General features: G+C 64.2%; 26 protein-coding genes. 24 read left to right on the plus strand and 2 right to left on the minus strand.

Annotated elements, in window-relative coordinates; translation table 11 throughout:
- Window positions 1–7 precede the first annotated feature (7 nt).
- The 12 genes from ABD704_RS05530 to ABD704_RS05585 all read left to right on the plus strand — a co-directional run bounded on the left by ABD704_RS05530 (window position 8) and on the right by ABD704_RS05585 (window position 8,408).
- Window positions 8–544, plus strand: a complete 537-nt coding sequence (locus ABD704_RS05530) for a c-type cytochrome (protein WP_344698678.1) — start codon at window positions 8–10, stop codon at window positions 542–544.
- Window positions 541–1,197 (plus strand): cytochrome b/b6 domain-containing protein, encoded by a 657-nt coding sequence (locus ABD704_RS05535; RefSeq protein ID WP_344700500.1) that lies wholly within the window; start codon window positions 541–543, stop codon window positions 1,195–1,197. The genes ABD704_RS05530 and ABD704_RS05535 overlap by 4 nt, the downstream gene beginning before the upstream one ends.
- Window positions 1,198–1,228: 31 nt before the next feature.
- On the plus strand, window positions 1,229–1,801 hold the full coding sequence (locus ABD704_RS05540; RefSeq protein WP_344698679.1) for a NifU family protein: 573 nt from the start codon (window positions 1,229–1,231) through the stop codon (window positions 1,799–1,801).
- Between the two features lie 60 nt (window positions 1,802–1,861).
- Window positions 1,862–2,473 carry a tRNA (adenosine(37)-N6)-threonylcarbamoyltransferase complex dimerization subunit type 1 TsaB gene (gene tsaB / locus ABD704_RS05545; protein ID WP_344698680.1) on the plus strand — a complete coding sequence of 204 codons (612 nt, stop codon included), beginning with the start codon at window positions 1,862–1,864 and terminating at the stop codon, window positions 2,471–2,473.
- Window positions 2,473–2,952, plus strand: coding sequence for a GNAT family N-acetyltransferase (locus tag ABD704_RS05550; protein WP_344698681.1), 480 nt, complete (start codon window positions 2,473–2,475; stop codon window positions 2,950–2,952). The genes tsaB and ABD704_RS05550 overlap by 1 nt, the downstream gene beginning before the upstream one ends.
- 116 nt (window positions 2,953–3,068) lie before the next feature.
- A complete protein-coding gene (locus ABD704_RS05555) occupies window positions 3,069–3,494 on the plus strand; it encodes a Ros/MucR family transcriptional regulator (RefSeq protein ID WP_344698682.1) in 426 nt (141 codons plus the stop codon).
- A 45-nt stretch (window positions 3,495–3,539) separates the two neighbouring features.
- Entirely contained in the window at window positions 3,540–3,962 is a 423-nt protein-coding gene (locus tag ABD704_RS05560) for a Fur family transcriptional regulator (RefSeq protein ID WP_344698683.1), read from the plus strand.
- The gene (locus tag ABD704_RS05565) at window positions 3,898–4,719 is read left to right on the plus strand and encodes a lysophospholipid acyltransferase family protein (protein ID WP_344698684.1); all 822 of its coding nucleotides are present in this window, start codon (window positions 3,898–3,900) and stop codon (window positions 4,717–4,719) included. Before ABD704_RS05560 ends, ABD704_RS05565 begins: the two co-directional genes overlap by 65 nt.
- On the plus strand, window positions 4,716–6,023 hold the full coding sequence (gene miaB / locus ABD704_RS05570; protein WP_344698685.1) for a tRNA (N6-isopentenyl adenosine(37)-C2)-methylthiotransferase MiaB: 1,308 nt from the start codon (window positions 4,716–4,718) through the stop codon (window positions 6,021–6,023). Before ABD704_RS05565 ends, miaB begins: the two co-directional genes overlap by 4 nt.
- Entirely contained in the window at window positions 6,023–7,015 is a 993-nt protein-coding gene (locus ABD704_RS05575) for a PhoH family protein (protein ID WP_344698686.1), read from the plus strand. Before miaB ends, ABD704_RS05575 begins: the two co-directional genes overlap by 1 nt.
- Window positions 7,015–7,530 carry an rRNA maturation RNase YbeY gene (gene ybeY / locus ABD704_RS05580; RefSeq protein WP_344700501.1) on the plus strand — a complete coding sequence of 172 codons (516 nt, stop codon included), beginning with the start codon at window positions 7,015–7,017 and terminating at the stop codon, window positions 7,528–7,530. Before ABD704_RS05575 ends, ybeY begins: the two co-directional genes overlap by 1 nt.
- The gene (locus ABD704_RS05585) at window positions 7,530–8,408 is read left to right on the plus strand and encodes a hemolysin family protein (protein WP_344698687.1); all 879 of its coding nucleotides are present in this window, start codon (window positions 7,530–7,532) and stop codon (window positions 8,406–8,408) included. The genes ybeY and ABD704_RS05585 overlap by 1 nt, the downstream gene beginning before the upstream one ends.
- Window positions 8,409–8,410: 2 nt before the next feature.
- Here the strand turns inward: ABD704_RS05585 and ABD704_RS05590 are convergent, their stop codons facing one another.
- Window positions 8,411–8,833 carry a VOC family protein gene (locus ABD704_RS05590; RefSeq protein WP_344698688.1) on the minus strand — a complete coding sequence of 141 codons (423 nt, stop codon included), beginning with the start codon at window positions 8,831–8,833 and terminating at the stop codon, window positions 8,411–8,413.
- Window positions 8,834–8,911: 78 nt separating this feature from the next.
- Between ABD704_RS05590 and lnt the strand changes: the two genes are divergently transcribed.
- From lnt to trmB, 3 genes are all read left to right on the plus strand, one after another.
- Window positions 8,912–10,426 (plus strand): apolipoprotein N-acyltransferase, encoded by a 1,515-nt coding sequence (gene lnt / locus ABD704_RS05595; protein ID WP_344698689.1) that lies wholly within the window; start codon window positions 8,912–8,914, stop codon window positions 10,424–10,426.
- A gap of 53 nt (window positions 10,427–10,479) precedes the next feature.
- Window positions 10,480–11,694, plus strand: a complete 1,215-nt coding sequence (metK, locus tag ABD704_RS05600; RefSeq protein ID WP_344698690.1) for a methionine adenosyltransferase — start codon at window positions 10,480–10,482, stop codon at window positions 11,692–11,694.
- Window positions 11,695–11,756: 62 nt separating this feature from the next.
- The gene (trmB, locus tag ABD704_RS05605; RefSeq protein ID WP_344698691.1) at window positions 11,757–12,455 is read left to right on the plus strand and encodes a tRNA (guanosine(46)-N7)-methyltransferase TrmB; all 699 of its coding nucleotides are present in this window, start codon (window positions 11,757–11,759) and stop codon (window positions 12,453–12,455) included.
- On the opposite strand, the gene ABD704_RS05610 is transcribed toward trmB, so the two are convergent.
- Window positions 12,440–13,690, minus strand: a complete 1,251-nt coding sequence (locus tag ABD704_RS05610) for a PQQ-dependent sugar dehydrogenase (RefSeq protein ID WP_344698692.1) — start codon at window positions 13,688–13,690, stop codon at window positions 12,440–12,442. The genes trmB and ABD704_RS05610 overlap by 16 nt on opposite strands.
- Window positions 13,691–13,768: 78 nt before the next feature.
- Here ABD704_RS05610 and ABD704_RS05615 point away from each other — a divergent pair, with 78 nt between their 5' ends.
- The 9 genes from ABD704_RS05615 (at window position 13,769) to ABD704_RS05655 (ending at window position 21,950) form a co-directional block, all read left to right on the plus strand.
- Entirely contained in the window at window positions 13,769–14,791 is a 1,023-nt protein-coding gene (locus ABD704_RS05615) for a type III polyketide synthase (RefSeq protein ID WP_344698693.1), read from the plus strand.
- A complete protein-coding gene (locus ABD704_RS05620) occupies window positions 14,791–15,276 on the plus strand; it encodes an isoprenylcysteine carboxyl methyltransferase family protein (RefSeq protein ID WP_344698694.1) in 486 nt (161 codons plus the stop codon). Before ABD704_RS05615 ends, ABD704_RS05620 begins: the two co-directional genes overlap by 1 nt.
- Before the next feature lie 125 nt (window positions 15,277–15,401).
- A complete protein-coding gene (rimP, locus tag ABD704_RS05625) occupies window positions 15,402–15,929 on the plus strand; it encodes a ribosome maturation protein RimP (protein ID WP_344698695.1) in 528 nt (175 codons plus the stop codon).
- A gap of 5 nt (window positions 15,930–15,934) precedes the next feature.
- The gene (nusA, locus tag ABD704_RS05630; RefSeq protein WP_344698697.1) at window positions 15,935–17,557 is read left to right on the plus strand and encodes a transcription termination factor NusA; all 1,623 of its coding nucleotides are present in this window, start codon (window positions 15,935–15,937) and stop codon (window positions 17,555–17,557) included.
- Window positions 17,538–18,278, plus strand: a complete 741-nt coding sequence (locus ABD704_RS05635) for a DUF448 domain-containing protein (RefSeq protein WP_344698698.1) — start codon at window positions 17,538–17,540, stop codon at window positions 18,276–18,278. The genes nusA and ABD704_RS05635 overlap by 20 nt, the downstream gene beginning before the upstream one ends.
- A gap of 13 nt (window positions 18,279–18,291) precedes the next feature.
- Window positions 18,292–20,814, plus strand: coding sequence for a translation initiation factor IF-2 (infB, locus tag ABD704_RS05640; RefSeq protein WP_344698699.1), 2,523 nt, complete (start codon window positions 18,292–18,294; stop codon window positions 20,812–20,814).
- A 10-nt stretch (window positions 20,815–20,824) separates the two neighbouring features.
- On the plus strand, window positions 20,825–21,019 hold the full coding sequence (locus tag ABD704_RS05645) for a hypothetical protein (protein WP_344698700.1): 195 nt from the start codon (window positions 20,825–20,827) through the stop codon (window positions 21,017–21,019).
- The gene (gene rbfA, locus ABD704_RS05650; RefSeq protein ID WP_344698701.1) at window positions 21,019–21,411 is read left to right on the plus strand and encodes a 30S ribosome-binding factor RbfA; all 393 of its coding nucleotides are present in this window, start codon (window positions 21,019–21,021) and stop codon (window positions 21,409–21,411) included. The genes ABD704_RS05645 and rbfA overlap by 1 nt, the downstream gene beginning before the upstream one ends.
- Window positions 21,408–21,950: a GNAT family N-acetyltransferase gene (locus ABD704_RS05655; RefSeq protein ID WP_344698702.1), complete on the plus strand. Its 543-nt coding sequence runs from the start codon at window positions 21,408–21,410 to the stop codon at window positions 21,948–21,950. The genes rbfA and ABD704_RS05655 overlap by 4 nt, the downstream gene beginning before the upstream one ends.
- The last annotated feature ends 86 nt before the right edge of the window (window positions 21,951–22,036 follow it).

A 22,036-nucleotide genomic window follows, 5' to 3' on the forward strand; every position in this document is an offset into this window, starting at 1 on the left:
ATTGCCTATGCGCGTTGCTTTGATTGCTGTTGCCAGTGCCTGTGCGATGCTTGCCGCTTGCGGCGGACCGAAGGTGAGCCAGGAAGAATCGTCGTCGAACGCGAAAGCGGCTCCCTCAGTCGCGGCCATGGTCGCTGCCCCGGTTAGCGGCGCGAACGCAGCCAAAGTCATGCACGAGCGCCACGAAGGCATGGAGACCATCGGTAAGGCTAATAAGGCAATCAGGCGCGAGCTGGGGGGCAGCTCTCCGAACCTCGGGACGGTTCGTGCATCCGCCTCGCAAATTGCAGGCCTTGCGAAGAGCTCTTCGGACTGGTTCCCTGCCGGCACAGGGCCGGAGATAGGAAAGACGGGCGCCAAGCCTGAAATCTGGAAGAACCCGAAGGATTTCGCCGCCAAGCTCGCGGCGTTCCAGAAGTCCGCCGCCGCGTTCAACGCCGCCGCATCGGGGGGGGACGTGAACGCGATCAAGGCGCGCTTCAGCGACCTCGGCCAGACCTGCAAGGCCTGCCACGACACCTATCGTTCGGACATGCACCACTGAGCGGGGAGCGACAGCCGGTTTGGGATCTTGCCGTCCGGCTCGTTCATTGGATTCTAGCCTCCCTGATCGCCTTCAGCTGGTGGTCGGCGGAATATCACCACACCGACTGGCATATCTGGTCGGGGTGCGCAGTGCTGACCTTGCTCATTTTTCGGCTGCTGTGGGGATTCGTTGGGAGCTCGACGGCGCGCTTTTCCAGCTTCGTCCGCGGTCCCCGCGCGATCGGCGCCTATCTGCGCGGTAGCTGGAGCGGGGTCGGCCATAGTCCGTTGGGCGCACTTAGTGTCATCGCCTTGTTCGGCGCGACGGCTGTCCAGGTGGCCCTAGGCCTCGTCACCGAGGACGAGGACGGTATCTACGCGGGCCCGCTTTCTCGGCTGGTCAGCACCGACACGTCCGACGCCGCGCGCGAAATTCACGAGCTTTGGTTCAACGTCCTTCTGGGGCTGATCATCCTGCATGTCGCCGCGATCCTGATTCACCGCGTGCGCGGCAAATCGCTGATCGGGCCGATGGTGACCGGCAAGGCGGCCGTCGACCCCACCGTCCGACCGATGAAACCTGGAAAATGGTGGGTCGCGCTCATCTGTCTTGCGATCGGGATCGGGATTACCCGTTGGATCATCGCCGGCGCGCCGCCCTTTGGTTCTTGATTGAAACCTGTCGGAGGGCCACATCGCGCCCATGCTCATCCGCACCGAACAGACGCCTAACCCCGCCACCCGCAAGTTCCTTCCTGAGCAAACCGTCATGGAAGCCGGAACGCGCGATTTCGCGGACGCCGAAAGTGCAGCCGCATCTCCGCTGGCGCAGGCGCTCTTCGACAGCGGGCAGGTCGAGGGCGTGTTTTATGGCCGCGACTTCATCTCCGTAACTGCTGCTCCGGCCGTATCCTGGTCGGATCTTGAACCGCTAGTCATTGAGACGCTGCTCGACCATTTTGTCAGCGGCGCACCGCTGTTCGCGCAGGGCAGTGCGGCCGGGATCCACGTCGCCAGCGATAACGACTTCGAGGAAGACCCCGAAGACGCCGACGTGATCGACCAGATCAAGGAACTGATCGAAACGCGCGTCCGGCCCGCCGTCGCGCAGGATGGCGGCGACATCGTCTACAAGGGATATCGCCACGGGCACCTCTATCTGTCGATGCACGGCGCCTGCGCCGGCTGCCCGTCGTCGACCGTCACGTTGAAGCGCGGCATCGAGAGCCTCATTCGCCACTACGTTCCCGAAGTGGAAAGCGTCGAAGCCGTCTAATCGCCCGTGCCACCTGACACGGGGTTGCGGCTTCGCGCCGCATGTGACCACAATCCCGGCATGATTCTCGCGTTCGACACGTCGACCGCCGCCTGCACCGTCGCATTGTTCGACGGATCGGGCGAATGCATCGCCCGCGCCGACGAACAGATCGGCCGCGGCCATGCCGAACGGCTGGTACCGATGATCGACGAACTCCTCGATGGCCGCAGAGCCGATCGCATCATCGTCGGCGTCGGGCCCGGCAGCTTCACCGGCATCCGCGTCGCCATAGCGGCGGCGTACGGCTTGGCCATCGGTTGGGGTGCCGAGATCAAGGGCATGTCCTCCCTCGCGCTCCTAGCGGCTGATGCTAACGACGATGGACAGGTAGGTGTGGCCGTCGCCGGTGGACACGGCGAGCTGTTCGTGCAGCAGTTCGACGGAGCGACGCTCCGACCCACGATCGAGCTTCGCAATCTTCGCCCATCCGACGCGGCTCAGGAGATAAACGCCACCCTCGTGATCGGCTCAGGGGCGCTTCAGCTTGTCGATTGCCGCGGTAGCGGCGTAGCTCGCGAAGCTTGGCCCTCCGCCGCCAACACCCTTCGCCTTCCTGAAGAATTGCGGTCCCTCCCCGCCCGCCCCGTTTACGCGCGCGCCCCGGACGCACGGGCGAAACAGGCGGCCTGATGGCGACAATCGAACATCCTGTTTGCCTCCGACCCGGCGACTCCAGCGACCTCGATGCCGTGATGAAGGTCATGACCGAAGCGTTCGGCGACCGTTACGGGGAAGCGTGGACACGATCGCAATGCGCCGGGATCCTTCCGATGCTCGGAGTTTCGCTGGTCGTTGCGCGCGAGGGCGAGAATATTGTCGGCTTTTCTTTGTCGCGTAGCGTGGCGGATGAATCCGAGCTTCTTCTTCTGGCTGTCCTGCCAAGTCGTCATCGGGAGGGGATTGGCGGCTTGCTTCTCGACAACTTCGTCGAGCGGTCGCGTTCCGCCGGCGTAACTCGAGTCCATCTTGAAGTCCGCGACGGCAACCCCGCGATCGAAATGTATCGGACCGCAGGATTCCGTCCGGTTGGGCGCCGCCGCAACTATTACCATGCGCCCGACGGACGGCGATTCGATGCGCTAACCTTTGCACAAGATGTTTTTTCTTAACTTCATTTAGGTTTTAGTATTACAGTCGTTGCTCTCCGATGGCGCGAAGCGTATGCGCGCGCCGTGCATCCCTTGGCTGCACTATGCCTCTGCTCGAATTAGGGGGGAATCAAATCATGGCCGACTTAGAAACAACCGACGATACTTTGCTTACACTTACGGCGGACATTGTCGCTGCTCACGTCAGCAATAATAGCGTTGCCGTCAATGACTTACCGGTTCTTATTCAGAACGTGCATTCCGCATTGACGGGAATTTCCCACACGGCGGCCGCGCCTGAAGTGAGGCCGGAACCAAAAGTTTCGATCCGCTCTTCGATCAAGCCTGACTACATTGTGTGCCTGGAAGACGGGAAGAAGCTGAAGATGCTCAAGCGGCATCTGATGACTCACTACAATCTGACGCCGGACCAATATCGACAGAAGTGGGGACTTTCCGCTGACTATCCGATGGTTGCGCCAAATTATGCCGAACAGCGTCGCACCCTTGCGAAGTCGATCGGCCTCGGCACCAAGCGCAAGCGGACCCGCGCGGGCAAATAGTTGGCGGTGCTGGACGATGGCTGTTCGGGTGCCTAACTTACTGGAATGAGCCGTGACATCGACATCGAAGCCCTTTGTGCCGACAAAGGGCTTCGGATCACCGAGCAGCGCAAGACCATCGCGCGAGTTCTCGGCGACAGCGAAGACCACCCGGACGTCGAAACGCTGCACGCGAGGGCCGCGGCGGTGGACCCGAACATTTCCATCGCGACGGTCTACCGCACCGTACGTCTGTTCGAAGAAGCCGGCATCCTTGAACGCCATGAGTTCGGCGACGGGCGCTCGCGCTATGAGGCGGCGTCGGAAGCGCATCACGACCATCTGATCGACGTCGAGACCGGCAATGTCATCGAGTTCGTCGATGACGAACTCGAGGCGCTTCAGAAGCGGATTGCCGAGAAGCTTGGCTTCCGCCTCGTCGATCATCGCATGGAGCTTTACGGGGTCGCGCTCAATCGCGAACGTTGAGCAGCAGCCCAGGCTGACCTTTCGCGCGGCACGGCGCATCGCCGGGTTGCTCCTGCTTTTCCTGCTGATCGCTCCGCTTCACGTCCTGACAAAGCTGCTGTTCGGGCGCTCCGGTTGGCCGCGCCGCTTCCTCGCTGCCGCCACACGAGCGATTGGCGTACGCGTTACTGTCCGTGGCCGTCCGGCACGTCAGCACACCCTGCTCGTCGCCAATCATCTGAGCTGGCTCGACATCGTGATCCTCGGCTGCGCGACCAATTGCACCTTCGTATCGAAGGATGAGCTTGGCCATGGTTTGCTTCACTGGCTCGCCGACCAGAATCAGACGGTTTACGTGAAGCGCAGCCATCGCAAGGGCGCCAAGGAGCAGGCGATCACGGTCGCCAAGTCGCTCGAAGGCGAAAAGCCGGTGACGGTCTTCGCCGAAGGCACCACCGGGCCGGGTACCCACCTCCTCCCGTTCCGTTCGACTCTCCTCGAAGCGGCGAATTTCGCGGCGAAGGATGTCGAGGTCCGGCCGCTCGCGCTCGATTACGGTGCAGCAACCGTCGACGTCGCCTGGCATGAAGAATCCGGTGCCAGCAACGCCATGCGGCAGCTCAGCCGTCGTGGCGTGCTGCCGGTCAGCGTCCACCTGCTCGACCCGCTAGACCGCTCGCTGGATCGCAAGCAACTGGCCGCTGCCGCCCGTGCTGCCGTCGCGCAGAAGCTCGGCTTCAAGTCGGACGTCCAGTCGCCTATAGACGTTGCCGAATGACTCCCAAGACTTTCAGAATCAAAAGCTTCGGCTGCCAGATGAACGTCTATGACGGTGAACGGATGGCCGAATTGCTGGCTGAGCAAGGTATGTCCGCGGCCGCCGACGGCGATGACGCGGACCTTGTCGTCCTCAACACTTGCCACATCCGCGAGAAGGCCGCCGACAAGGCTTATTCGGATGTCGGACGCCTCCGCCGTGAGGACGGATCGAAGCCGCTGATCGCGTTGGCCGGCTGCGTCGCGCAAGCCGAGGGAGCTGAAGCGCGGAAGCGCGCGCCGATGATCGACATCGTCGTTGGCCCGCAGGCCTATCACCGCTTGCCGGACATGGTCGCGCAAACGACCCGCGGTGGCCGGCCGGTCGACATTGACATGCCGGCGATCAGTAAGTTCGACGCCCTTCCTGCGCGCCGGCGCGCCAGTCCAAGTTCCTTCCTCAGCGTGCAGGAAGGCTGCGACAAGTTCTGCACCTACTGCGTGGTGCCCTACACGCGCGGCGCCGAGATCTCCCGCCCCTGGCAGGACGTCGTGGACGAGGCACGTGCACTCGTGGATGCTGGCGCTCGTGAGATCGTCCTCCTCGGCCAAAACGTGAATGCCTGGGCCGACGGAAGTCGTGGTCTTGCCGACCTTATCCGCGCACTTGCGGAATATGATAGTTTGGAGCGCATCCGTTATACAACCAGCCACCCGATGGACATGGGCGACGATTTGATCGCCGCGCATGGCGAGATCGCCAAGCTCATGCCTTATTTGCACCTGCCCGTGCAGTCGGGCAGCAATCGTATCCTCAAGGCGATGAACCGCAGTCACAGCGTGGAATCATATCTCCGCACGCTGGAGAAGATGCGCGCCGCTCGCCCAGACATTGCCCTTTCCGGAGACTTCATCGTCGGTTTCCCCGGAGAGACCGAAGAAGATTTCACCCAGACGCTGCAGATCGTCGACGAGGTGCGTTACGCTTCGGCCTATTCGTTCAAGTACAGCCCGCGGCCGGGCACCCCCGCCGCAACCATGGAGGACCAGATTTCGCGCGAAGTCATGGAAGAGCGGCTTGAGCGGCTGCACGAACGGATCGGCCAGCACCAACTGGCATTCAATCGCTCCAAGGTCGGCATGAGCACCCGGGTGCTCGTCGAGCGCAAGGGCCGGCATCAGGGGCAGATGATCGGCCGGTCGCCGTGGCTCCAATCCGTGCACTTCGAAACCTCGGCTCAACCAGGTGATATCGTCGATGTAACGCTCGTTTCAGCCGGTCCCCAGAGCATGGCCGGCGCCGAAGCCGAAAGGGTGGCCGCCTGATGGCCCGCCGCGACGTCGCCGCGGTAGCCGACCGCGCCCGCCTCGAACTCGAATTCGAGCAGCCGTACCTGCTCGGCCCGCTGTTCGGCGATTACGATCGCCACCTGATCACCATCGAGCAGCGCCTCGGCGTTCACATCTCGGCGCGCGGAAACCGCGTGCAGATCGAAGGCGATCCCGACGCCGCCAGTCGCGCGCGCGATGTGCTGACTGGCCTCTACAACCGCCTCGACGGTGGCCACGATGTCGACGCCGAAGCGGTCGAAGCCGTTCTCGGCATGGCCGCGCAGCCGAACCTCGACGGAATCATCCAGGAAGAAGTGACGTCTGCGCCACGCGTCATGATCCGCACGCGCAAAAAGACGATCGTCCCGCGCTCGGCCGTCCAGACGACCTACATGGAAGCGCTCAGCCGCGACGACATGATCTTTGCGCTGGGCCCCGCGGGCACCGGCAAGACCTATCTCGCGGTGGCGCAGGCCGTGTCGCAGCTTATCACCGGCAGCGTCGACCGCCTGATCCTGTCGCGGCCCGCCGTCGAGGCCGGCGAGCGGCTCGGCTTCCTGCCCGGCGACATGAAGGAGAAGGTCGATCCCTATCTCCGCCCGCTCTACGACGCGCTATACGACATGCTTCCGACCGAGCAGGTTGAGCGGCGCATTGCTTCTGGCGAAATCGAGATTGCGCCCATCGCCTTCATGCGCGGCCGCACGCTAAATGACGCCTTCATCATCCTGGACGAGGCGCAGAATACGACGCCGGCGCAAATGAAGATGTTCCTGACCCGCTTCGGCATGAGAGCGCGCATGGTGATCTGCGGTGATCCAAAGCAGGTCGATCTTCCCGACCCGAGCAAGTCCGGGCTTGCCGATGCCGTCAGCAAGCTCGAAGGCGTCAAGGGAATTGCCACCGTGCAATTCACCGCGGCGGACGTGGTCCGCCATCCGCTGGTCGGGCGTATTGTCGAAGCCTATGAAGGGCCCGGACGATGATGCTCGACGTCGCTGTCGAAGCCGACGGGGAATGGGACAGTAGCAGCGGGAAGCCGCTCTCCTGGAGCGATCTCGCACGTCGCGCCGCCGAGGCGGCGATCGCTGAGAGCGCCTTCCCGCAACTCGCGTCATCGTCACGTTCGGTGGAGATATCCTTCCGCCTGACTGACGACGAGCAGGTCCGTGCGCTCAATTCCGAATGGCGCGGCAAGGACAAGCCAACCAATGTCCTCTCCTTCCCGATGGCGGAGGAAGATGAATTTATCGCAGCAAATGTTGCCGGACCAGAACTATTACTCGGTGACATCATTCTTGCCCGCGGCGTCTGCGAGACCGAAGCCGCCGACAAGGGCGTGTCGGTCGAAGATCACGCGACTCACCTGATGGTCCATGGGACGTTTCATCTTCTCGGCTACGACCATCATGACGATGACGAAGCGTCGGACATGGAAGCGCGCGAAGTTCGCGCCCTCGCCCGTCTCGGCATCGCCAACCCTTACGAGGAGGCCGGCTGATGGCGACCCGCCACGACGAGGGGGGATCCCGCCTGTGGCGCGGCATGCGCCACCTGCTGTTCGGCGACGAGTCGGAATCGACGCTCCGTGAGGAGATCGAAGAGGCGATCGATGAGGCGGAGGATTCGCGCCCGGTTGCCGGCGACCTGTCGCCGACCGAGCGCCAGATGCTCCGCAACATGCTTCACTTCGGGGAGCAAACCGCGGGCGACATCTGCGTCACGCGCGGCGACATCATGGCAGTGCCGTCGAGCATCAGCTTCGAAGACTTGATCCGTGCCTTTGCCGACGCCGGCCACAGCCGCCTCCCCGTCTATGGCGAGAGCCTCGATGAAGTCGTCGGCATGGTGCACATCAAGGACGTCTTCATCGCCAACCACGACGCAAGCCGCGACCGGTCGATGACCGCGCTGATGCGCGAGCCCCTGTTTGTGCCGGAATCGATGGGCGTGATCGAGCTCCTCGCTCGCATGCGCCACGACCGCATCCACCTCGCGATCGTGGTCGACGAGTTTGGCGGGACCGAAGGCCTCGTCACGATCGAGGACGTCGTCGAGGAAATCGTCGGCGATATCGAAGACGAGCATGACGAGCTCGAGGGCGAAGGCCTGCTCATCATGCTTGAAGACGGGCTGTGGGAAGCTGACGCGCGCATCGAGCTCGACGAACTCGCCGAAGCTGTCGATCCCCGCCTGTCCTCCAAGGAAGATGAGGTGGATACGTTGGGTGGCCTCGTCTTTCTTTTGGCCGGTCACATCCCGGCCAAAGGGGAATGCGTCAACCACCCGTCAGGCTGGAAGCTCGAAGCCGTCGACTCCGATCCCCGCCGAATCATCCGCGTCCGGCTGCATGCGCCGCAACAGGCCGACCGAGCCTAGCTTCAGCCCGTTGCGAACAGTTTCGCCGGGTCCGCCATTGCCTTGAATTCGAGCGCGTTTCCGGCGGGATCGAGCAAGAACATCGTCGCTTGTTCGCCTGCCTGGCCGGCAAAGCGCACCGTCGGCTCGATCACGAAGTCGACGTCTGCACCCGTCAGGCGTCGGGCGAGCGCCTTCCATTCTTCCATCGGCAGCACGAGCCCGAAGTGCGGCACCGGCACTGCCTCGCGATCCACTGCGTTGGTCGAGCGCTTCCGAACCGATTCCGGCGCGAGATGGGCGACGATCTGGTGACCGCGCAGATCGAAATCGATCCAATGCTCCGCGCTTCGACCCTCGGGACATCCCAGAAGCTCGCCGTAGAAGCGTCGCGCGGCGGCCAGATCATCAACCGGAAAGGCGAGATGAAAGGGCGGAAGGCTCATCCCATCTGTTCCTGCGCGGCACAGACACGCTTGTCGAGGCTTTCGTTAACCCGAGGTAACGGCTAGCCATCTCGCGCGATGATTTACGTCCTCTACGCCTTGATCATTGGTGCGCTATCGGCATTCGCATTCGCGCCGGTCGGCTGGTGGCCGCTGCTGCCGGTCGCGTTCGCGGTATTGAGTGAACTCATCTGCCGGTCGAAGACGATGTCTCGCGGCTTGCTCGTCGGCTGGGCGTTCGGCTTTGGACAGTTCGTCGTCGGTCTCAACTGGATCGCGACGGCGTTCACCTTCCAGAGCAACATGCCCGCTTGGCTCGGCTGGGTCGCGGTCGTCCTTCTCTCAATCTACCTCGCCATTTACCCGGCGATGGCGGTCGGCCTTGCGTGGAAATTCGGGCGCAAGGACCGCGTTGCGCTGGTCCTCGTTCTCGGCGGCGCATGGGCGATAACCGAGTGGCTGCGCGGAACGATGTTCACCGGCTTCCCATGGAACCCGGCTGCAGCCGTCCTGGCGCCGACGCCATTGATCGAGATCACGCCGCTGATCGGCACATACGCGCTTTCCGGACTAGTCGTCCTGCTCGGCGGCGCAGTCTGGCTCGAATATTACCGGCGCTGGCTGCCGCTTGTGGTCATCATCGCCGTCACGACTTTGCTGTGGGTCCTGCCCTCCTCCCCCGTCCCGGCCGATCCGCTTACCGTCAGGAATGTGCGCATTGTTCAGCCGAACATCGGCCAGGAGGATAAGTGGCGGGCCGGCTTCGACGAGGAAGCGGCGCGACGACTTGCATCGCTGTCTGGCCCGCCGGGCCCGGATGCCCGGCTGTTGCTGTGGCCGGAAGCTGCAATCACCGACCCGATCGAGGACGCGCGCACGGACGAACATCAAGCCTTCGCCCAATTCCAGCGCACGCGGGCGACCACTCTACTCGGCCCCAACGATCGTCTGCTGACGGGCGGTATTGCCATTGCCTCGCGCGATGGCGTGCGCGTCAGCGGCGCGGCCAATAGCGTCTACGCGCTCGGTCCCGGCGGCAAGATCCTTGGCCGCTACGACAAGGCGCATCTCGTGCCGTACGGCGAATATCTTCCAATGCGGCCGATACTGTCGGCGATCGGCCTGTCACGACTGGCGCCGGGCGACATCGACTTCACGTCCGGCCCGGGTCCGCGGACGATCGATCTTGGCTCGCCATGGGGCAAGATCGGCTTCCAGCTCTGCTACGAAATCATTTTCTCGGGCCATGTCGTCGATGAGCGCAACCGGCCGGAATTCATCTTCAATCCCTCCAACGATGCCTGGTTCGGCAGCTGGGGCCCACCGCAGCACCTCGCTCAGGCGCGTCTTCGCGCCGCCGAGGAAGGCCTTCCGGTTCTGCGCGCCACACCCACGGGAATCAGCGCCGTCATCGACGCGCGCGGCAACGTCGTCCAGGCGCTGCCGTGGCGGCAGGCGGGGAAGATCGACGCTGTGCTGCCGGCAGCCTCTAATTCGGCGACCGTCTTCGCTCGCCTAGGCAACCTAATCCCTCTCGTCTTGGGATTTGCGCTCATCTTCGTCGGCATTGTGCTCGGCCGGAGCCGCCGCTAGAGCATCATATAAAGAAGTCTTTATATCTTGATTCTTGAGGATCTCGTCTAACCATGCGCAGCTCTTACCTGTTCACGTCCGAATCCGTTTCCGAAGGCCATCCGGACAAGGTCGCCGACCAGATTTCCGACTCGATTGTCGATCTCTTCCTGACGAAGGATCCAGAGGCGCGAGTCGCGTGCGAAACGCTGACGACCACCAACCGCGTCGTCCTCGCGGGTGAAATTCGTGGTGAGGGCATCATGGACGAGGCCGGCAATTGGGCCTCAGGCGTCCGCGAAGAGATCGAGGAGACCGTCCGCGGCGTCGTGAAGCGCATCGGTTACGAGCAGGAAGGATTCCACTGGGACCGCTTCGACTTCGCCAACCACCTGCATCCGCAATCGGCGCACATCGCACAGGGCGTGGACGCCGGTGCGGACAAGGACGAAGGCGCGGGCGACCAGGGCATCATGTTCGGTTTCGCCTGCGATGAAACGCCAGACCTGATGCCGGCGACGCTATACTATAGCCACAAGATCCTGATGGAGATGGCCAACGACCGTCATTCGGGCGCTGCGCCGTTCCTGGAGCCCGACGCCAAGAGTCAGGTCACGCTTCGGTTCGAAGACGGCAAGCCGGCCAAGGCAACGGCGATCGTCGTTTCGACGCAGCACAAGCCGGGTTACGACAAGGGTGAGAAGCAGGCCGAGCTTCACGCTTACGTGAGGAACGTCGTCGCGCGCGTGATGCCGCAGCAATTACTCGGCAACGAGACCGTCTACCATATCAACCCGACGGGCAGCTTCGAGATCGGCGGCCCCGACGGTGACGCCGGCGTCACCGGCCGCAAGATCATTGTCGACACCTATGGCGGCGCGGCCCCGCACGGCGGAGGCGCCTTCTCCGGCAAGGACCCGACCAAGGTCGACCGTTCTGCCGCCTATGTTGCGCGCTACCTGGCCAAGAATGTCGTCGCGGCAGGCCTCGCGAAGCGCTGCACGATCCAGCTTGCCTATGCCATCGGCGTCAGTGAGCCGCTGTCGCTCTATGTTGACACGCACGGGACGGGCACGGTCGGCGACGATGTGATCGAGGCGGCGATCGGCCGGATCGAGAAGCTCGGCAAGCTGACGCCGCGCGGCATCCGCACGCACCTCGGCCTCAACAAGCCGATCTACCAGGCGACCGCCGCTTACGGCCACTTCGGTCGCAAGGCGGAAGGCGATTCTTTCCCGTGGGAGCGTCTCGACCTGGTCGACGACCTCAAGGCCGCAATCGCCGCCTAACGTTCGCTCTTGAGTTCGGCGTCGCTTGCCGGATGGGCCGGCGGCGCTAGAGCGCGCAGGCCATGACCGCGAACAAGCCCGGTGATCCGCTGACCCTGAACCGGCTGTACGGCCGGTCGAGCGGGCATAAGCTGCGGCAGGCGCAGCAGGAGCTGATCGACAAGCTGTTGCCCCAGGTTTCGGTGCCGGCTGAGGGCGAAGTCACGGCAAGCACATTGTTCGGTGAAGAGCGCCCGCTTCACTTCGAAATCGGCTTCGGCTCGGGCGAGCATCTCGCCGACCGCGCCGATATGCTGCCGAACCACGGCTTCATCGGCGCCGAGCCGTTCCTAAACGGCGTCGCGACCGCGCTTGGGCACGTCCGTGACAAGCATCTTGCTAACGTACGCATCTGGCGCGGTGACGCGCTCGAGGTGCTCCGCCGCGTTCCAGATGGCGCGCTCAGCTTCATCTACCTGTTGCACCCGGACCCCTGGCCGAAAGCGCGGCATGCCAAGCGTCGGATGGCGAACGACGGTCCTGTCGACCTGTTTGCCGCCAAGCTCCGGCCGGGCGGCGAGCTCCGGCTCGCGACCGACGATCCGACCTATCTCAACTGGGCACTGATGGTCATGCAGCGGCACACGCGTCAGTTCGACTGGCTTGCTGAGCGGCCGAAGGATTTCCTCGAGCCGTCAGGCGGCTGGATCGAGACTCGCTATGGCGCGAAGTCGCGCCGCGAAGGCCGCCGGCCTTATTACCTTCGCTACCGCCGCGTCTGAACTGGCTCCAGCCGGAGCAGACGCGCGCCCTCGCCGTCTTCTAGCACGTAGAGCTCGCCGCGCGCACCCTGCTGCACCTCTCTGATCCGATGCCCCATTTCCCACTGATCGGCTTTGCTCGCTTGGTCGCCGCGTATGCGGACATGGATGAGCGCTTCGCCTGAAAGCGCGCCGAACAGGGCATCGCCCTTCCACTGCGGAAACAGGTCGCCGGTGTAGATGATAAGCCCAGCAGGGGAGATTGACGGGTTCCAGAAGACCTTGGGCGGCTCGAAGCCATCGCTAGGCCGATGATCAGGGATGTCGACGCCGTCGTAATTGCTGCCGTTCGAAGCTTTCGGCCATCCGTAGTTTCGGCCCGGCAGGATAAGATTGACCTCATCGCCACCGCGTGGGCCCATCTCGGTCTCCCACAACCGACCATCGGGCGCGAACGCCAGCCCAAGCGGGTTGCGATGACCGGTGCTCCACGTTTCTGCGGGAGTCAGGTTGGAGCCGGGCCAAGCGAAGTTTTTGCTAGTGGTCGTCTTTGCGACTTCGGTGTCCTTCGGCGGGTCGGTGATGGGCACACTCGCGGCGCCCGTGCGGCCCGCGAGCGGATTGCCGGCAGCCGGTTTGCCATCCAGCGTCAGGTGCAGGATCTTGCCGAGCGGCTGGTTCGGGTCCTGCGCCGGGGTGAAGCGTTGCCGCTCGCCCGAGCTCAGGAACAGGGACCGGCCATCGGGCGCGAAGGCGATGCGCGCCCCGAACTGCCCGCCCATGCCGCCGGCCGGATCTCGCCACAACACCGTTAGCCCTTCGAGCCGAGGCGTACCCGCGCCAATGATCAGCCGCGCCCGCGCCAGCGCGAGCCCGCTGCCGCCATTCTTCGATGGTTCCGAATAGGTCAGGTAGATCAATTGGTCTCCCGCGAACTCGGGCGATGCGACGACATCGAGTAAGCCGCCCTGCCCGCTGAAGACCACGCGCGGAACACCCGAAACTTCCTGTTTTCGTCCATTGGTCACATCGATGAGCCACAGCTTGCCCGGCTTCTCGGTGACCAGCGCGACGTTCGTCATGCGCACGCCCGACCCTGGTAGAAAGTCCATGGCCCAAGGGGAATTGAAGGTGGAAACCGGTTTTTCGGTGAAGGGACGGGCGGAGCTGGCCGTCGGCTGGCCCGTAGTGGAAGCAGACGTGCCGCATGCCGCGAGCGCGACAACCAGACCAACCTGCATTAAGCGTGGGGTCATTGATACTGTTCCATTCGTGTAACGGTGGGCGGTAGGGCAACGGAAGAGCAATTTATGCGACCCTGCAGCTTACTCTCATTGGCAACTGCGGTTCCGCCGCATTCCATCTCCCAGCCGGATGCGAAAGCGCTCGGGCGGGAGGCATTTGTTGGGAACAAGGCGCTCTTCGACCGCCTCTCGGGCGTGTTCGACAATGCCGGCATCGCGCAACGCAACATAGTGGCCCCGCAGGATTGGTACATGAGCAGCCATGGTTGGCATGACCGCAACGCGCTATACTTGGAAGCTGCCGAGCGCTTGTTCCTCGAGGCAGCACGCGCCGCGATCGAAAAGGCCGGTCTCGCCCCTGACGAAATCGATGGCGTTGTAACCGTCTCCACCACCGGCATTGCCACGCCGAGCCTCGAAGCGCGCGTCGGGCCGAAGCTCGGCTTGCGGACCGATGTTCGTCGCGTGCCCGTGTTCGGCTTGGGCTGCGCGGGCGGCGTGAACGGATTGTCGCTTGCTTCACGATTGGCGGCAGCCGACCCCGGCAGCCGCTGGCTTTTCGTCACGGTCGAGACTTGCTCGATCTCGATCCGCCTCGACAGCAAGGATCCCGCCGCGGTCGTCGCGACGGCCTTGTTCGGCGACGGCGCTGCCGCGGCGGTTGTCACCAGTGGCGAGCACAGCCTTGCGCACATCACCGGCTCGGCAGAAAAGCTGTGGCCGGACACGCAGCGGATCATGGGGTGGGACGTCGAAGACCCCGGCCTCGCCGTCGTCTTTGACCGCGCAATCCCGCCCTTCATCGAGTCCCAACTTGCCGACGCGGTCGATGAGATGTGCCGCGCGATCGGCACGTCGCGCGATGAAATCGACCGCTTCTGCTGCCACCCCGGCGGCGTCAAAGTGATTGACGCGATCGAGACGGCGCTGAACCTCAACCAGGGCGAATTGAACTTCGAGCGAGAGGTACTGCGCGATCATGGCAATATGAGCGCGCCGACTGTCCTGTTCGTGCTCGACCGGCTCCTGACGCAAGGCTTGCCGGACAAGGTCATGATGGCGGCGTTCGGGCCGGGCTTCACCTGCGCCGGACTAATGCTCGAAGCGGCGTAATGCTCAACGCGCTAATTGTTGGCCTCGTCACCCTGTCGCGCCTCGTCGAATTGCCGATTGCGCGCGCCAACACACGGCGACTCCTGGCATCAGGAGGCCATGAGGTGGCGGCGAGCCATTATCCGCTGATTGTCGCGCTTCACGTCTGCTGGCTGGCCGCTCTCTGGCTCCGCGCGCTCGATCGGCCGATCAATCTTCCCGCACTCGTCGCGTTTGGGCTTGTCGAATGCTGCCGCATCTGGGTGTTGCGGACGCTCGGGAAGCGCTGGACGACGCGGATCGTCGTCGTTCCGGGCGAGACACTCGTTGCGCGTGGCCCCTATAAGTTCATCCGACATCCCAATTACGCGGTCGTGACGGCCGAAATCGCGCTGCTGCCGCTGGTGTTCGGGCTGTGGCAAGTGGCAATCATCTTCAGTCTGCTCAACGCCGCTATCCTGGCCGTTCGCATCCGCGAAGAAGACCGCGCACTGCGCGCCGCCTGAGCCGCTTGCGCGGCTATCCGCATCAGCCTATATCGCAAATCTCTCCTCGACATCGTCAGATGCCTGGGGCTGGGGCCCGACGGCTCCGGTCAGAGAGAGTTTTTGGTTTGTAAGACGGAGCATGGGTGGCCGACCTTGAAGGTCTTTCGCGGCTGATCGAGCCCGAGGTGAAAAGCCTCGGCTACGACCTCGTGCGCGTCTGCATGACCGGCGGCACGTCCGACCCGACGCTTCAGGTTATGGCCGAACGCCCTGACACGCGGCAGCTCGACCTGACCGACTGCGAGAAGATTTCGCGGCGGCTGAGCGAGATGCTCGACCTGTGCGACCCGATCGAGGGTACCTACCGGCTCGAGGTTAGCTCGCCCGGCATCGACCGCCCGTTGACCCGCCTCAAGGACTATTCCGATTGGGCCGGCCATGAAGCGCGCATCTCCCTCAAGGACCCGCGTGACGGGCGCAAGCAATTCGCGGGCACGATCGTGGGCGTCCAGCGCGAGCATGTTCACCTGACCGACAAGGCGGGCCACGAACATACGATCCATCATTCCGACATCGCGTCGGCCAAGCTTCTCTTGACCGACAAGCTCATCAACGCCACCGCGCCCCTCAGCACGGAGGGCGCCGACTCCATCCAGACTGTAGAGGAATAATTCGAATGGCTACCGCACCCGCTGCCGTCAGCGCCAACAAGGCAGAGCTGATCGCGATTGCCGATGCAGTCGCGCGCGAAAAGCTGATCGACAAGGGCATCGTCATCGAGGCCATGGAGGACGCCATTCAGCGCGCCGCTCGCGCTCGCTATGGCGCCGAAAACGACATCCGCGCGAAGCTCGACGGCGAAACCGGCGACCTGCGCCTGTGGCGCGTCCTTGAAGTCGTTGAGGAGCCGGAGGACCACTTCAAGCAAATCGATCCGAAGGGCGCGCAGAAGCTGCAGAAGGGCGCCGCCGTCGGCGACTTCATCGTCGACCCGCTGCCGCCGATCGAGTTCGGCCGTATCGCCGCCCAGGCCGCCAAGCAGGTCATCTTCCAGAAGGTCCGCGACGCCGAGCGCGAGCGTCAGTACGAAGAGTTCAAGGATCGCGTCAGCGAGATCATCACCGGCGTCGTCAAGCGCGTCGAGTTCGGCCACGTCGTCGTCGACCTCGGCCGCGCCGAGGGCGTCATTCGCCGCGACCAGCAGATCCCGCGCGAGATGGTCCGCGTCGGCGACCGCATCCGCTCGCTGATCATGTCGGTCCGCCGCGAAGCGCGCGGCCCGCAGATCTTCCTTTCCCGCGCGCACCCCGACTTCATGAAGAAGCTGTTCGCGCAGGAAGTGCCGGAGATTTACGACGGCATCATCGAGATCAAGGCCGCCGCCCGCGATCCGGGCAGCCGCGCCAAGATCGGCGTCATCAGCCACGACAGCTCGATCGACCCAGTCGGCGCCTGCGTCGGCATGAAGGGCAGCCGCGTCCAGGCAGTCGTCCAGGAGCTTCAGGGCGAGAAGATCGACATCATTCCGTGGAGCCAAGACACCGCGACCTTCGTCGTCAACGCGCTGCAGCCGGCAACGGTCAGCCGCGTCGTCATCGACGAGGAAGAGAGCCGCATTGAGGTGGTCGTCCCCGACGACCAGCTGAGCCTCGCGATCGGCCGCCGCGGCCAGAACGTGCGCCTCGCCAGCCAGCTCACCGCGTCGCAGATCGACATCCTTACCGAGGCCGACGCCAGCGAGAAGCGCCAGCGCGAGTTCGTCGAGCGTTCGTCGCTCTTCCAGAACGAGCTCGACGTCGACGAAACGCTGTCGCAGTTGCTCGTCGCCGAAGGCTTCACCAGCCTCGAAGAAGTCGCTTACGTCGACCAGGACGAAATCGCCTCGATCGAGGGCCTCGACGACGACATCGCCTCCGAGCTTCAGAACCGCGCGACCGAAGCGCTGGAGCGCCGCGAAGCCGCTTCACGCGAAGAGCGCCGCGGCCTTGGCGTCGACGATGCGCTGGCTGAGCTCCCGCACCTCACCGAAGCGATGCTGGTCACGCTCGGCAAGGCGAACATCAAAACGCTCGACGATCTTGCCGACCTCGCCACCGACGAACTCATCCAGAAGAAGCGGGTCGAGCCGCGCCGCCGCGAGCCGAGCAACCGGCCCGAGGACAAAGGCGGCATTCTCGCCGAATATGGCCTGAGCGAAGAACAGGGCAACGAGATCATCATGGCGGCCCGAGCCCACTGGTTCGAAGACGAGGAAGTTGCCAAGACCGAGGAGGCCGCCGATGCGGAACCCTCGCAATGATCCGCTAAGCTCCGGCAACAACGCGGCTGCTTCAGCTTCGCTCGCCACGAGCGAGGCGGATGCTGATGCGCACACGCCTGAACGGACATGCGTCCTTACTCGGCGCAAGGGGACGAAGGACGAGCTCATCCGGCTCGCTCTTTCGCCAGACGGCCAAGTCGCGCCCGACGTTCGTGCACGCGCGCCGGGCCGCGGCGCCTGGATCGGCGTTTCTCGCTCCGAGCTCGACGAAGCCAATAAGAAGGGCAAGCTGAAGGGCGCCCTGCAACGCGCATTCAAGGTGGATGCCGTCGATGTCCCCGCCGATCTTGGCGAGCGCATCGAGCAGGCGCTCCGACAGACCACGCTCGATCGGCTGGGCATGGAGGCGCGCTCCGGCAACCTCCTCAACGGCTACGACCGGATCGAGACCGCGGCCCGCGGCGGCAAAGTCCGCCTGCTCCTTCATGCTGCTGATGCCGGCGAGGATGGAAACCGCGGACTCGACCAAGCTTGGCGTGTCGGGGGTGGCGAGTCCGCAGGGATGATATTCCCTGAGGGGCGCACTATCTTGTCGATGGCACTAGGGCGCGAAAATGTGGTACACGTCGCCCTGACCGATCCCGCTGCCGCTTCGCGTGTCCAGCACGCGCTTGCCCGGTGGCGGGCTTTTACTGGCCCCGATCGAGGTCTTGAAGGTGGAGAACCCGCCTTTGGGACCGGCTCGGCTGAAAAGATTTAGACGAAGGAACAGAATGGCAGACCAGACCGAAAAGCCGAAGCTTGGAACCCGGCCGCCGCTGGGCCTCAAGCGCACGGTAGAGACCGGCAAGGTCAAGCAGAGCTTCAGCCATGGCCGCTCCAACACGGTTGTGGTCGAGGTCAAGAAGCGCCGTATCCTCGGCCGTCCGGGCGAGACTCCGCCCGCCGAGGCGCCCGCGCCCGAGCCCGTTGCCGAAGCGCCCAAGCCTGCGCCGAAGCCTGCTACGCCAGCCGCGCCGGCCCCGCGCCGCCTGTCGGAAGCCGAGCAGATCTCGCAACGCCGCGCCGATCTCGAGAAGATGCAGCGCGAGGCTGAGGAAGACCGTCTCCGCCTGTCGCAGGAAGCGCGCCGCCGCGAGGAGCGAACCAAGGTTGCGCAGAGCGAGGAAGAGCGTCGCCGCGCCGAAGAGAATCGCAAGGCCGAAGAAGCCGCTGCCGAGCAGGCGCGCATCGCTGCCGAGGAAGAAGCGCGCCGCGCGGCCGAAGCTGCCGCCGCACCGGCGCCTGAGGCGAGCGCACCCGCGCAGGACGAGGAGCGCACCGCTCCGCGCCGCCCCGCCGGCGGCCACGCCCCGCCGCCCCGCCGTCCCGAGCCCGCGCGCCCAAACCGCGGCCGCGGCGACGACCAGCGCCATCGCGGCAAGCTCACCGTCACCCGTGCTCTTTCCGATGAGGACGAGAGCCGCGCCCGCTCGCTTGCAGCGCTTCGCCGCGCCCGCGAAAAGGAAAAGCGCCACCACATGGAAACCGGCCCTGCGACCAAGCAGGTCCGCGATGTCGTGGTGCCGGAAGCGATCACGGTTCAGGAGCTCGCCAACCGCATGGCCGAGCGCGGCGCCGACCTGGTCAAGGCCCTCTTCAAGATGGGCTCGCCGGTTACGCTGACGCAGACGATCGACCAGGACACGGCAGAGCTGCTCGTCACCGAGTTCGGTCACCGCATCAAGCGCGTCAGCGAGAGCGACATCGATATCGACACCTCCGAGGACGTGGATGCGCCCGAAACGCTCCGGCCGCGTCCGCCGGTCGTCACGATCATGGGCCACGTCGACCACGGCAAGACGTCGCTACTTGACGCGATCCGCGGCGCCAGCGTGCAGTCGGGTGAAGCCGGCGGCATCACGCAGCACATCGGCGCCTACCAGGTTGCGCTGCCCGACAAGTCGAAGATCACCTTCCTCGACACGCCGGGCCACGAAGCATTCTCTGACATGCGCGCCCGCGGTGCGAACGTCACCGACATCGTAATCCTGGTGGTCGCGGCCGACGACGGCCTGCGCCCGCAGACGATCGAGGCGATCAATCACACCAAGGCCGCGGGCGTCCCGATGATCGTGGCGATCAACAAGATCGATAAGCCGGAAGCCAAGCCCCAGAAGGTCCGCGAGGAACTGCTTCAGCACGAGATCATCGTCGAGGACATGGGCGGCGACGTCCAGGATGTCGAAGTTTCGGCGACCAAGAAGACCAACCTCGACAAGCTGCTGGAAGCGATCCAGCTGCAGTCGGAAATCCTTGAGCTCAAGGCCAATCCCGACCGCGCTGCCGAGGGCACCGTCATCGAGGCTAAGCTCGACAAGGGCCGTGGGCCGCTTGCGACCGTGCTCGTCGAGCGCGGAACGCTTCGTGTCGGCGACGTGTTCGTCGCGGGCGCGTCGAGCGGCAAGGTCCGCGCGCTGATCGACGACCACGGCCGTCAGGTAAAGGAAGCCGGACCGTCGGTCCCGGTTGAGGTGCTCGGCCTGTCAGCCGTTCCGTCGGCGGGCGATCCGTTCACGGTCGTCGAAAATGAGGGACGGGCCCGCGAAGTCGCGGCCTATCGCCAGGGCGTGCTCGATCGGAAGCGGACCACCAGCGCACCGGTCAGCCTGGAAAACATGTTCGCCAACCACGCCTCGACCGTGAAGGAAGTGCCGCTGGTCGTGAAGGCCGACGTGCAGGGCTCGGTCGAAGCGATCGTTCAGGCACTCAACCGCCTCGGCACCGACGAAGTTCGCGTGCGCGTCCTTCACTCGGGCGTCGGCGCGATCACCGAAAGCGACGTCACCCTCGCCTCTGCGAGCGGCGCGCCGATCATCGGCTTCAACGTCCGCCCCAATGCCAAGGCGCGCGAAGTCGCCGACCGCAACAAGGTCGAGTTCCGCTACTACGACGTCATCTACCATCTAACCGACTGGGTGAAAGGTGCGATGGCGGGCGAGCTCGGTCCGGAGATCATCGAGACGGTCGTTGGCCGTGCCCGCGTCCAGGAAGTCTTCCCGGCCGGCAAGAAGGACAAGGCCGCCGGCCTGCTCGTCCTCGAAGGCGTCATCCGCAAGGGCCTCAACGCCCGCCTCACGCGCGAGGACGTCATCGTGTCGAAGACGACGATCAGCTCGCTGAGGCGCTTCAAGGACGATGTGGCGGAAGTCGTGTCGGGTCTGGAGTGCGGCGTGCTGCTCGCCGATACGAACGACATCAAGCCCGGCGACAGCCTTGAGGTGTTCGAGGTCGAAGAAAGAGCTAGGACGCTCTAGTTCTCGAACAATGATGCACGAGATTGAATTCGATCATTTCGCTGGGATGACTCGCAATGAAATGGAGACCGATCCTCCCTGGCAGCTCACGTATCGAAGCTACTACGATGGGTGGAGCCGTGGCAATTTGATTGGGGTCGATCGTTTGCTGCCCAAGCTAGGGCTGCGACGTATCGGCTCGATTGTGGATTGGGTGAACCCGTAGTGCGTCGCCAGGAAACCTCCGAAGGCCGTTCCGTTCGCCTGCTTCGCGTCGGCGAGCAGGTGCGGCATATCCTCAGCGAGCTTCTGCAGCGCGGCGACGTGCATGACGAGACGCTTCAGTCGTACCTCGTCAGCGTCACCGAGGTGCGCATGTCGCCCGACCTTCGCCACGCTACGGTGTTCGTGAAGCCGCTGCTCGGCCAGGACGAGGAAGCCGTGCTGAAGGCGCTTCGCCAGAACACCGCTTACCTGCAGCGCGAAGTCGCGCAGCGTGTTCGGTTGAAATATGCGTCGAAGCTCAAGTTTCTCGCCGACGAAAGCTTCGACGAAGGCACGCACATCGACCGCCTCTTGCGTTCCGAGAAAGTCGCTCAGGACCTCGGCGAGGAATGATCGACGTCGAACGGCTGGCGGAGCCGATGACCGGCGACGGGTGCCGCGCGAAACTCTTCTCCGATGCGCTTCGCGAACCGCTGAAGGCCGCCTGCGCGGAAGACGCCGAGATCTGGCAGATCTACGCCAACAACTTCGGCCCCAACGGCTTCGACAAGAGCGTCGATTTCTACCGCTCCAGCCCCCGCAATCGAACCTTTGTGCTCTTCGAAGGCGATGAGCTTGCCGGCATGTCGAGCTACCTCGGCATCGACGAGGGCCGCGAGACGCTGGAGATCGGCGGCACCTACTATCGTCCGCACCTGCGCGGCACGGGCTTCAACTGGCGCGTGAAGGACATGATGCTGAAGCGCGCGTTCGACTGCGGCGTCCGCCGCGTCGAGTTCCGCGTCGACCGTCGCAACGGCCGCAGCCAGGCCGCGATGAAGAAGCTGGGCGCCGTCCGCGAAGGCGTCCTCCGCGCTGACCGCATCACCTGGACCGGCCACGTTCGCGACACGGTGCTCTTTGCCATTCTGGCCGACGAGTGGGGCGGCTAACGCTGGGCTTGGCCGGGAAGCTGCGGCGCTTAACGTCACCAAAGTCACGGTGAGCGGCGCTTTTGCAGTGACGTAATCGGCGTTCG

The sequence above is a fragment of the Sphingomonas limnosediminicola genome (assembly GCF_039537965.1).
Lineage (GTDB): Bacteria > Pseudomonadota > Alphaproteobacteria > Sphingomonadales > Sphingomonadaceae > Sphingomicrobium > Sphingomicrobium limnosediminicola.

Excerpts from the sequence above, each read along its gene's own strand:
- trmB (WP_344698691.1), top strand. The coding sequence starts at position 11,757 with ATGACCGCGAACAAGCCCGGTGATCCGCTGACCCTGAACCGGCTGTAC.
- infB (WP_344698699.1), top strand. The coding sequence starts at position 18,292 with ATGGCAGACCAGACCGAAAAGCCGAAGCTTGGAACCCGGCCGCCGCTG.
- nusA (WP_344698697.1), top strand. The coding sequence starts at position 15,935 with ATGGCTACCGCACCCGCTGCCGTCAGCGCCAACAAGGCAGAGCTGATC.
- ABD704_RS05610 (WP_344698692.1), bottom strand. The coding sequence starts at position 13,690 with ATGACCCCACGCTTAATGCAGGTTGGTCTGGTTGTCGCGCTCGCGGCA.
- ABD704_RS05590 (WP_344698688.1), bottom strand. The coding sequence starts at position 8,833 with ATGAGCCTTCCGCCCTTTCATCTCGCCTTTCCGGTTGATGATCTGGCC.
- ABD704_RS05585 (WP_344698687.1), top strand. The coding sequence starts at position 7,530 with ATGGCGACCCGCCACGACGAGGGGGGATCCCGCCTGTGGCGCGGCATG.
- ABD704_RS05555 (WP_344698682.1), top strand. The coding sequence starts at position 3,069 with ATGGCCGACTTAGAAACAACCGACGATACTTTGCTTACACTTACGGCG.
- ABD704_RS05560 (WP_344698683.1), top strand. The coding sequence starts at position 3,540 with ATGAGCCGTGACATCGACATCGAAGCCCTTTGTGCCGACAAAGGGCTT.
- ABD704_RS05655 (WP_344698702.1), top strand. The coding sequence starts at position 21,408 with ATGATCGACGTCGAACGGCTGGCGGAGCCGATGACCGGCGACGGGTGC.
- ABD704_RS05635 (WP_344698698.1), top strand. The coding sequence starts at position 17,538 with ATGCGGAACCCTCGCAATGATCCGCTAAGCTCCGGCAACAACGCGGCT.
- miaB (WP_344698685.1), top strand. The coding sequence starts at position 4,716 with ATGACTCCCAAGACTTTCAGAATCAAAAGCTTCGGCTGCCAGATGAAC.
- ABD704_RS05540 (WP_344698679.1), top strand. The coding sequence starts at position 1,229 with ATGCTCATCCGCACCGAACAGACGCCTAACCCCGCCACCCGCAAGTTC.
- metK (WP_344698690.1), top strand. The coding sequence starts at position 10,480 with ATGCGCAGCTCTTACCTGTTCACGTCCGAATCCGTTTCCGAAGGCCAT.
- ybeY (WP_344700501.1), top strand. The coding sequence starts at position 7,015 with ATGCTCGACGTCGCTGTCGAAGCCGACGGGGAATGGGACAGTAGCAGC.
- ABD704_RS05550 (WP_344698681.1), top strand. The coding sequence starts at position 2,473 with ATGGCGACAATCGAACATCCTGTTTGCCTCCGACCCGGCGACTCCAGC.
- ABD704_RS05645 (WP_344698700.1), top strand. The coding sequence starts at position 20,825 with ATGATGCACGAGATTGAATTCGATCATTTCGCTGGGATGACTCGCAAT.
- ABD704_RS05620 (WP_344698694.1), top strand. The coding sequence starts at position 14,791 with ATGCTCAACGCGCTAATTGTTGGCCTCGTCACCCTGTCGCGCCTCGTC.
- lnt (WP_344698689.1), top strand. The coding sequence starts at position 8,912 with ATGATTTACGTCCTCTACGCCTTGATCATTGGTGCGCTATCGGCATTC.
- ABD704_RS05575 (WP_344698686.1), top strand. The coding sequence starts at position 6,023 with ATGGCCCGCCGCGACGTCGCCGCGGTAGCCGACCGCGCCCGCCTCGAA.
- ABD704_RS05530 (WP_344698678.1), top strand. The coding sequence starts at position 8 with ATGCGCGTTGCTTTGATTGCTGTTGCCAGTGCCTGTGCGATGCTTGCC.
- tsaB (WP_344698680.1), top strand. The coding sequence starts at position 1,862 with ATGATTCTCGCGTTCGACACGTCGACCGCCGCCTGCACCGTCGCATTG.